At 73.1% G+C, this 9,711-nt stretch carries 8 protein-coding genes; 4 read left to right on the forward strand and 4 right to left on the reverse strand.

What is annotated here, in order from left to right; translation table 11 throughout:
- Positions 1–261: 261 nt before the first annotated feature.
- From ACW0Q9_RS25665 to mce, 4 genes are all read right to left on the reverse strand, one after another.
- Positions 262–2,262 (reverse strand): hypothetical protein, encoded by a 2,001-nt coding sequence (locus ACW0Q9_RS25665; protein WP_456185536.1) that lies wholly within the window; start codon positions 2,260–2,262, stop codon positions 262–264.
- Between the two features lie 171 nt (positions 2,263–2,433).
- The gene (locus ACW0Q9_RS25670; protein WP_456185538.1) at positions 2,434–3,687 is read right to left on the reverse strand and encodes a DivIVA domain-containing protein; all 1,254 of its coding nucleotides are present in this window, start codon (positions 3,685–3,687) and stop codon (positions 2,434–2,436) included.
- Positions 3,688–3,932: 245 nt separating this feature from the next.
- On the reverse strand, positions 3,933–5,288 hold the full coding sequence (gene ccrA / locus ACW0Q9_RS25675; RefSeq protein ID WP_456185540.1) for a crotonyl-CoA carboxylase/reductase: 1,356 nt from the start codon (positions 5,286–5,288) through the stop codon (positions 3,933–3,935).
- 290 nt (positions 5,289–5,578) lie between these two features.
- The gene (gene mce / locus ACW0Q9_RS25680) at positions 5,579–6,055 is read right to left on the reverse strand and encodes a methylmalonyl-CoA epimerase (protein ID WP_456185542.1); all 477 of its coding nucleotides are present in this window, start codon (positions 6,053–6,055) and stop codon (positions 5,579–5,581) included.
- A gap of 355 nt (positions 6,056–6,410) precedes the next feature.
- On the opposite strand from mce, the gene ACW0Q9_RS25685 reads away from it, so the two are divergent.
- The 4 genes from ACW0Q9_RS25685 (at position 6,411) to meaB (ending at position 9,579) form a co-directional block, all read left to right on the forward strand.
- Entirely contained in the window at positions 6,411–6,743 is a 333-nt protein-coding gene (locus tag ACW0Q9_RS25685; RefSeq protein ID WP_456185544.1) for a hypothetical protein, read from the forward strand.
- Positions 6,744–6,830: 87 nt separating this feature from the next.
- The gene (locus tag ACW0Q9_RS25690; protein ID WP_456185546.1) at positions 6,831–7,157 is read left to right on the forward strand and encodes a hypothetical protein; all 327 of its coding nucleotides are present in this window, start codon (positions 6,831–6,833) and stop codon (positions 7,155–7,157) included.
- A 221-nt stretch (positions 7,158–7,378) separates the two neighbouring features.
- Positions 7,379–8,572 (forward strand): acetyl-CoA C-acetyltransferase, encoded by a 1,194-nt coding sequence (locus ACW0Q9_RS25695; RefSeq protein WP_456185548.1) that lies wholly within the window; start codon positions 7,379–7,381, stop codon positions 8,570–8,572.
- A 2-nt stretch (positions 8,573–8,574) separates the two neighbouring features.
- Positions 8,575–9,579 (forward strand): methylmalonyl Co-A mutase-associated GTPase MeaB, encoded by a 1,005-nt coding sequence (gene meaB / locus ACW0Q9_RS25700; protein ID WP_456185550.1) that lies wholly within the window; start codon positions 8,575–8,577, stop codon positions 9,577–9,579.
- Positions 9,580–9,711: the final 132 nt, after the last annotated feature.

Genomic DNA, 9,711 nt, shown 5'->3' on the forward strand with positions numbered 1-9,711 from the left:
CCTGGTGCCGCGCGCGTCGGCGGGGTCGGGGTGCAGGGCGTCGAGCGGGTCGTCGTCCGGGGCGGCGGATCCCTCCTGCGACACCCGTGCCTCCCCGGCTCCCGCTCCGGCCCGGCGGAGCGCCCCTGCGGCGGACCCTGAGCGCCGGACGGGTCCTCGGCGGCGCAGCCCTCTTCTGCCCGCAGGTTAGCGGTCGACGCCCGCCCCGGCCATCCCCTCCTCGATCCCGGTGCGGTGGCGACCGGGGAGGGCCGCTGTCGGTCAGTCCTTGTCGACCGTGACGGTGCTCGGCTTGGCGCTGCGCTCGTCGGTGGTCGGCTTGGTCGGGCGCTTGCCGTTCTCGCCGGTGCTGGTGATCTTCGTGGGGGTGGCGCCCCGGCCGCCCTCGCCGGGCACGGCCGCCACGGTCGGCTCGCCGTCGACCCCGGCGCTGGCGCCGGAACCGTCCACGGTGGTCACCGGCTCGGCGACCGGGCGGGCCTTCGCGGCGTCGGCCGCCGGCTCGCCGTTCTGCGCTGCCGCCTCTCCGGCCGGCGCCGGGGCGCCGCCGTTGGGGGAGACCGTCGCGGTGCCCTTGGCGGTGACGGGCGCCGGGGTCCGGTCGCCCGCCGGCGTGCCGCCCGACTCGCCGCCGGCCGCGGCGGCCAGGTCGGCCGGGTCGACCGGGGTGGCGGCGAGGCCGGCCGGCCCGGCCTCCGCGCGCAGCTCGGCGAGCCGGCGCTGGACGTCGTCGGACTCCTGCCGGGACTTCCAGGTCTCGGTACGCAGGTCGGCGAGCTCCTGCTGGGCGTTGGCGATCTCCAGCATCACCTGGGCGAGCTGCTGCCGGCCGGCGGCCACCTCCTGCTGGGTGGCGGCGAGGTGCTGCTGGGTGGTGGCCAGGTGCTGCTGGGTCGTGGCCGCGTACTCCTCGAACTGCCGGCGCGAGGCGGCCACGTGCTCGTCGGCCTTGCGGCGCTTGTCGGCGGCGTCCGCCTCGGCCCGGCGGAGCAGCTCGGCGGCCTCCTCCTCGGCCCGCCGGCGCATGGTGAGCGCGTCCTGCTCGGCCGCCTGCCGAAGCTCCGCCGCACCCTGCTCGATCTCCGTACGCCGGGCCGTGTACGCCTTCTCCAGCTCCTCGTGCCGCCTGGTGTGCTGCTTGTCCAGCTCGTCGCGGCGCTTGGCGAACTCCTGCTCGGCGGTGGCGCGGCGCTGGGCCAGCTCCTTGTCCGCCGTCTCGCGCCGGGCGTTGACCTCCTTCTCCACGCCGGCCCGCCAGGCGCCCAGCTCCTGCTGGGTCTGGGCGCGGGCCTGCTGGACGTACGCCTCGGTCTCGCTCCGCATCCGCTGCACGTACGCCTCGACCTCGGCGCGGTTGCGCTTGCCCGCCTCGGCGGCCTCGGTGGTGAGCCGGTTGGCCTCGGTCCGGGCCCGGCCGCGGGTGGCCTTCGCCGCCTCCTCCGCGTCGTCGACGATCTTCTTGGCCTCGGTGAGCGCCTTGGCGTGGGTGGCCCGGCCGGCCTCGGCGGCGGACTCGGTGAGCCGCTTGGCCTCCTGCTGGGCCTTGGCGTGCACCTCCTTGGCGGCCTCGCGCAGCTGGGTGGCCTCCTGCTGGGCCTTGGCCAGCGCCTCCTTGGCGGCCTCGCGCAGCCGGGTGGACTCCTGCTGGGCGCGGGCGTGGATCTCCTTGGCGGTGTCCCGGAGCTGGGTGGCCTCCTGCTGCGCCGTGGCCAGCGCGTCCTGGGCGGTCTTCCGCAGCTTCTCGGCCTCGTCCCGGGCGGCCTTGAGGGTGGCCTCCGCCTCGGCCTTGCGGGTGGCGGTGTGCCGCTCCTCCTCGGCCCGGCGGGCGGCGAGGGCGATCTCGAAGTCCTTGAGGGCCTGGGCGGCCTGCTCCCGGGCCTCCTCGATGATGTGCTCGGCGGCCGCGCGACGGGCCTCGATCTCCTCGTTGGCGGCGGCCAGGATGTCGTCGGCCTGCTCCTCGGCCATGGTGAGGATCTGCTCGACCCGGGGACCGAGGTGCCGGAACGAGGCCCGGTCCACCACGCCCACCTGTTTGCGTACCTGGGCGAGGTCGCGTTGCAGCACCTCGACCTGGCCGGCCAGCTTGTGGATCTGGGTGTACGCCTGTTCCCGCTCGGTTGTCAGCGCCGAGATCTCGTGCTCCGCACGAGCGACGTAGCGGTCGACCTGACGTTTGTCGTACCCCCGCAGAGCGGACTCGAAGCTGGGCTCCGTGGTCACGTCCCCGCCGAGGGCGAACAGTTCCTCGCCGTGCGACATGCCCCCATCCTCACACGCATCCGGCCCTGCTGGGGCGATACGGACGCCCCTGTTGGCAGGCGCACTTTCCTGAGCTGGCGAAACGGACGGGAAAGCATGACGGCGCGGGGCGGCACCGGTCACCCGGTGTCACCCCGCGCCGCGGCTCATGCCCCGTCTGCGGGTGGTTGTTCAGCTGGCCGACTCGGCCGTGACCTTCTTGTCCGAGCCCTCGGCCTTCGGCGCCTCCGGCTTGTTGGCGCCCGCCGCCGGCACGCCCGGCACGATGCCGGCGAGACCGGAGAGCATCTGCCCGAGCTGCGAGGTGACCGCGTCCTTCTGCCGGGTGAGGTCCTCGACCTCGCGGCGGGCCGCCTGGGTGGTCAGCTCGGCCTCGGTGCGGGCCTCGCTGAGCAGGCGCTGCGCCTCGGCCCTCGCCTCGGACACCGTCTTCTCGGCCAGTGCCTTGGCCTTCTCCACCGTGTCGGTGGCGGTGCGCTCGGACTCGACCCGGCGGGCCTCGGCCCGCTGCTCGATCTCCTTGGCCCGCTCCTGGGCGGCCCGGGCGCGCTGCTCGGCCTCGCTGACCAGCTTCTGGGTCTGGGCGACCTGGGCGGCGTGCCGCTCGGACTCCTCGCGCTCGGCCTTCTCGCGCCGCTCGGCGAGCTGGAGCTCCAAGGCCTGGAGGTCCTTGTCGCGCTTGTCCCGCGCGTCGGTGAGCAGCTTGGTCGCCTCGGCCCGCTTCTCCTCGGCCTCGCGGGCGGCCTTCGCCCGCTGCTGGGTGATCTCGCGCTCGGCGGTGGCGCGCAGCGTGGCGACCTCGCGCTCGACCGTCGACTTCAGCTCGGCCACCTCGTGCGCGGTGACCGTACGCAGCTGCTTGGTCTCCCGGTCGGCGTCGGCGCGCAGGGTGTCGGCCTCGCGGCGGGCCTGCACCCGGACCTCGGCGGCCTCGCGCTCGGCGGCGGTGCGGACGCTGCCGGCCTCGCGCTCGGCGGTGGCCTTCATGGCGGCCGCCTCGGCGCGCGCCTTGTCGGTGATCTCCCGCGCCTCGAGGCGGGCGGCGGAGAGGATGCCCTCCGACTCGCGCTTGGCCTCGTTGCGGTGGTCGTTGGCCTGCTCCTCGGCCAGCCGGAGGATCTGCTCGACGCGGGTGCCCAGGCCGGAGAGCGTCGGCCGGCTGTTCTCCTCGAGCTGCTTGTTGGTCTCGGTGAGCTTCTGCTCGAGCGCGCCCTGGCGCTGCTCGGCCTGGCGCAGCCGGCGCTGCGCGTCGTTCATCCGCTGCTCGGCCTCGGCGCGGGCCTGCTCGGACTGGCTCAGGGCGGCGGTCAGCCGGCCGATGAAGTCGTCGACCTGGTTGGTGTTGTAACCGCGCAGGCCAACGGTGAAATCGGGCTGTGAGTTCGCGTTATCGAAGAACGCAAGAGGGGACTGCTGCTGGGGCATTGGGACATACTCGCAGACCCCCCAGGGTCCTTCGCAAGAGCGGTCCGGACCTTTCGTGTCCTGTTTACATGGTCAACTTCGACCGCGCGACAGGACCGGACCAACCGGCGATCTTGGCAGGTCCCGGGCGGGTCGGGCGACCCCCGGCGAGAGCGCGAAAAAGGGCCGCGGGTCGGTGCCCGCGGCCCTTTGTCGTACGGCAATCGAATGGTGTTGCGGCCTACCGGAAAGGCAATGCCCGGCGGTCAGTGCCCGCGGAACCGGTTGATCGCGGTTTCGTGCCGCGCGCGCAGCTCGGTGTCCCGGACGCCGAGGCCGTCGGTGGGCGCGAGGCAACGCACGCCGACCTTGCCCTGGTGCGCGTTGCGGTGCACCTCGTACGCGGCCTGGCCGGTCTGCTCCAGCGGGTAGGTCCGCGACACGGTCGGGTGCACCTTGCCGAGCGCCACCAGCCGGTTGGCCTGCCACGCCTCGTGGTAGTTGGCGAAGTGGCTGCCGACGATCCGCTTGAGGTGCATCCACAGGTAGCGGTTGTCGTACTGGTGCAGGTAGCCGCTGGTGGACGCGCAGGTGACGATGGTGCCGCCCTTTTTGGCGACGTAGACGCTGGCGCCGAAGGTCTCCCGGCCGGGGTGCTCGAAGACGATGTCCGGGTCCTCGCCGCCGGTCAGCTCGCGGATCCGCTCGCCGAACCGCCGCCACTCGTCCTGGTCCTGGGTCTCCTCGTCCTTCCAGAACCGGAAGCCCTCGGCCGTGCGGTCGATGACCAGCTCGGCGCCCATCTTCCGGCACAGCTCGGCCTTCTCGGGCGAGGACACCACGCAGACCGGGATGGCCCCGCCGTTGAGCGCCATCTGCGTGGCGTAGCCGCCCAGGCCGCCGGAGGCGCCCCAGATCAGCACCACGTCGCCCTGCTTCATGTTCGCCCCGTGGTGCGAGACGAGCTGTCGGTACGCGGTGGAGTTGACCAGCCCGGGACTGGCCGCCTCCTCCCAGCTCAGGTGGCGCGGCTTCGGCATGAGCTGGTTGGCCTTGACCACGGCCAGCTCGGCCAGGCCGCCGAAGTTGGTCTCGAAGCCCCAGATCCGCTGCTGCGGGTCGAGCATGGTGTCGTCGTGGCCGGCGGCGTCCTCCAGCTCGACCGAGAGGCAGTGCGCGACCACCTCGTCGCCCGCCTTCCACCGGGTCACCCCCGGCCCGGTCCGCAGCACCACGCCGGCCGCGTCCGACCCGACCACGTGGTACGGCAGGTCGTGCCGGCGGGTCAGCTCGGAGAGCCGGCCGTAGCGCTGGAGGAACTTGAAGGTGGGCAGTGGCTCGAAGATGCTGGTCCACACGGTGTTGTAGTTGATCGCGCTGGCCATCACGGCGACCAGCGCCTCGCCCGGGCCCAGCTCGGGGGTGGGCACCTCCTGGACGTGCAGCGCCTTGCGCGGGTCCTTGTCCCGGGTGGCCATGCCGTCGAACATCCGGGTGTCCTCGGCGCGGACCACCACGCCCCGGTAGGTCTCGGGTACCGGCAGGCCGGCGAGGCCGGCGAGCTCCCGCTCCGGCTGCGCGGAGCCCTCCGCCGCCATGATCGCTTCTAGGATGTCCTGCACGGTGACCTCCCGTTCGTCGCGCACCCGCACCGGGCGGGCAGGGGTGCTGCCATCGTCGGCGCCGGTGCGACGGGACCGCCATGTCGGCAATCGACACATCGGGCACCGGTCGCACTCCTGTGGGCCGGGACGTTACTGAACGGTAGCTAGGGCCGGAAGTCCTCTGTGAAAAACTGCATCCGCCGATGCGTGGAGGTGTCCGTGGGAACGCGAAACCGCGCAGTGCCGCGCTGCGTCCCACGACGTAGGAAGGGCCCCGGCCGTCGTCGGCCGGGGCCCCTCGACACGGCTCAGTGGGCGGTGGCGGCGGGCTCCACCAGCTCGACCAGGACGCCGCCGGCGTCCTTGGGGTGCACGAAATTGATCCGCGAGTCGGCGGTGCCCCGCTTCGGCTTCTCGTAGAGCAGCCGGACGCCGCGCTCGCGCAGCGCCGCGCAGGCCGCGTCGATGTCGGTCACCGTGTAGGCGACCTGCTGCACGCCCGGCCCGTTGCGGTCCAGGAACTTGGCGATCGTCGAGGACGGCGACAGCGGGGCGAGCAACTGCACGCAGCCGCCCTCGGTGGTCGGCCCGACCGCCAGCATCGCCTCGCGTACGCCCTGCTCCTCGTTGGTCTCGGTGTGCACGCAGCGCATGCCGAAGGTGCGCTGGTAGAAGTCGATCGCGGCGTCCAGGTCGGCCACGGCGATCCCGACGTGGTCGATGCGGAGCAGGCCGATGTCGGGGACATGGTCGGCGACGGGCTCGACGGGGGAGTTCTCAGCCATGGCGCCAGTGTGACCTAACGATCGTTCGGGGGGTCTCCCCAGTCGGACATCTCACTCCGCCGAACGGCCCACGCCCGAACGGGGTCACCCGGCCCACATCCTCCGTATGCCCGAGCGGCGGCCGGCGCCGCGCCAATCGTCCTGCTGGACGAACGATGCCCCGATGGCCAGGTCACGAGCAGGATTCGAACAGGCACGCACATCAGCAATGGTCGTCCCCCGGCCAGCGCTCGCGGCCCGGGCACGGGGGCCCCGGCCGGACTCGGGAGGGTCGAGCCGTGCGCACGGTACCGAAGAAGCGCGGTAACGCACCGGACGCCACCGTCGCGGGCGGCCTGGCTCGGGAGTGGTCGGCATGACGTTGGAGCAGTGGGCGGCGGCAGGCGTCGTGTTGGGCGCGATCCTCAGCGCGCTGACCCTGGCCGTGACGGTGAGCCGGCCGCTGCGCCGCCTGGCCCGGCACAACGAGGAGTTCCGGCAGGACTGGTACGGGATGCCGGCCCGACCGGGCCACGACGCCGCCCCGGGGGTGCCGGAGCGGTTGCGGCGGATCGAGACGGAGCTGCACCCGCACGGACGCGGGACGCTGCGGGACGCGGTCAACGACGCGGAGCGCCGTCTCAAGGACGTGGAGAGCCGCCTCGACGACCACCTCCGGGCGCCGCACGGTGGAACGCCCGCCTGCTGACCTCGGCCCAGCTCATCGATCGTTCGGTATATGCGAACCCGGACGGCGCACGGTTGATCTGCAACTTGCACACGGTGAAGAGTACGGATGGTGAGTTCACTGTCACGCCCCGTCGCTGCCATCTGGATCCCCTCCCACGTCGACCCGATCGAACCGCACCTCATGGCCTGCCTGGACCACGCGAGGCGCTGCCGTTACGACCTCCTCGGAATCATCACCACGGCGCCGTGGGGCGAGGTCAGGCAGATGATGATCGACGGGAAGGTCGACGTGGTGGTGGTCGCGGAGCGGGAGCACCTCCCGCCGGACCGGACGCCGCGGATCGAGGTGGCCGCCCGAGGGACGCACCTGTCGCTGGCGTCGTCGCCCAGGGGTCCGGTGCCGCCGCGCCGGCGGCGCCCGCGCCAGGGCTGAACGCGCGAACGGCCCGGCGGAGGCCCACTGCGCTCTGCCGCGTCGGGCCGGCCGGGCCCGGAAGCCGGACGCTGCGGCGCGACGACCGAGCCATCGACCGTCATGACCTGGAGCGCATTGCGGACGTGCTCGGGGTCACCGTACCGTCGCTGTTCCTGGCAGATATGGTGCGTCCTAACAATCGTTAAGGCGTACAGGTCGGCACCCCCTCGGAGGCAGGCATGGCTTCGGTGATCGTCAGCGGCGCGCGGACCCCGATGGGGCGCCTGCTGGGCAACCTCAAGGACCTCCCGGCGACGAAGCTCGGCGGCGTCGCGATCAAGGCAGCGCTGGAGCGGGCCGGCGTGGCCCCGGACCAGGTCCAGTACGTGATCATGGGGCAGGTGCTCCAGGCCGGCGCGGGCCAGATCCCGGCCCGCCAGGCCGCCGTCGAGGCGGGCATCCCGATGTCCACCCCGGCGCTGACCATCAACAAGGTCTGCCTCTCCGGGCTCGACGCGATCGCCCTGGCCGACCAGCTCATCCGGGCCGGCGAGTTCGACATCGTGGTGGCCGGCGGCATGGAGTCGATGACCAACGCCCCGCACCTGATGCTCGGCCAGCGCTCCGGCTACAAGTACGGCGACGTGACGATCAAGGACCACATGGCCCTGGACGGTCTCACCGACGCCTGGGACTGCTGCTCGATGGGCGAGTCCACCGAGCGGCACGGGGCGAGGCACGGCATCACCCGCGAGGAGCAGGACGCGTTCGCCGCGGCCAGCCACCAGCGCGCCGCCGCCGCCCAGAAGAACGGCCACTTCGCCGACGAGATCACCCCGGTGATCATTCCGCAGCGCAAGGGCGACCCGGTGGTGATCAGCGAGGACGAGGGCATCCGCCCGGACACCACCACCGAGTCGCTCGGCAAGCTGCGCCCGGCCTTCACCAAGGACGGCACCATCACGGCCGGCAGCTCCTCGCCGATCTCCGACGGCGCCGCCGCGGTGGTCGTGATGAGCAAGGCCAAGGCCAAGGAGCTGGGGCTCACCTGGCTGGCCGAGATCGGCGCGCACGGCAACGTCGCCGGGCCGGACAACTCCCTGCACTCGCAGCCGTCCAACGCCATCCAGCACGCGCTGAAGAAGGGCGGCCTCAGCGTCTCCGACCTCGACCTCATCGAGATCAACGAGGCGTTCGCCCAGGTCGGCATCCAGTCCGCGCGGGACCTCGGGATCAGCACCGACAAGGTGAACGTCAACGGCGGCGCCATCGCGCTCGGCCACCCGATCGGCATGTCCGGCGCCCGGCTGGTGCTCACCCTGGCGCTGGAGCTCAAGCGGCGGGGCGGCGGCACCGGCGCGGCCGCGCTCTGCGGCGGCGGCGGCCAGGGCGACGCGCTGATCATCCACGTCCCGAACGGTGCCGAGAGCTGACTGTGAACGACAGCGTCCAGAACGTCCCGGCGGCGGCCGCCGGCTCGGTGCGCCGCAGCCGGGACGTACCCCTGCTGGTCGAGCGGGCCCGCGCGGGTGACCCCCGCGCGGTGGCCCGGCTGATCACCCTGGTCGAGTCCGGCGACGAGGTGCTGCCGCAGGTGGCGGCGGCGCTCGCGCCCTACGCCGGGCACGCCCAGGTGGTCGGTCTGACCGGCTCGCCGGGCGTGGGCAAGTCGACCACCACCAACGAACTGGTCCGGGCGCTGCGGGCGCGCGGCCACCGGGTGGGGGTGCTGGCCATCGACCCGTCCAGCCCGTTCACGGGCGGGGCGATCCTCGGTGACCGGGTCCGGATGCAGGACCACGCCACCGACCCCGGGGTCTACATCCGGTCGATGTCCAGCCGGGGCCACCTCGGTGGGCTCTCGGCGGCCACTCCGCAGGCGGTGCGGGTGCTGGAGGGCGCCGGCTGCGACGTGGTGCTGGTGGAGACCGTCGGCGTCGGTCAGGCCGAGGTCGAGGTGGCCTCGCTGGCCGACACCACGCTGGTGCTGCTGGCGCCGGGGATGGGCGACGCCATCCAGGCGGTGAAGGCCGGCATCCTGGAGATCGCCGACGTCTTCGTGGTCAACAAGGCCGACCGGGACGGCGCCGACGCCACCGTGCGCGACATCCAGGGCATGATCGCGCTGGGCGAGCGCGGGCCGGGGGAGTGGCGGCCGCAGGTGGTCCGTTCCATCGCCGCTCGCGGCGAGGGCATCGACGACATCGCCGCCGCGATCGACAAGCACCGCGACTGGCTGGAGCGCCACGGCGAGCTGCGCCGCCGCCGCGAGGCGCGGGCCGCCGCCGAGATCGAGGCGATCGCGCTGGGCGCCCTGCGGGACCGGATCGGCTCGCTGCGCGACGGTACGCAGCTCCCGACCCTCGCGGCCAAGGTCGCCGAGGGCGCTATCGACCCGTACGCGGCGGCCGCCGAACTGCTGGAGCAGTTGGGCGCCTGATCCACCGGCGCGATTGACGATCTTCCGCGCCGGTGGATCAGGCGCCCAACTGCTCCAGCCGTTCGGCGGCCGCCGCGCACGGGTCGATAGCGGCCTCCGCGTCCTCGGCCGCGCGGCTCGGCCCGTGCGGAC

This window comes from Micromonospora sp. I033, from assembly GCF_053890995.1.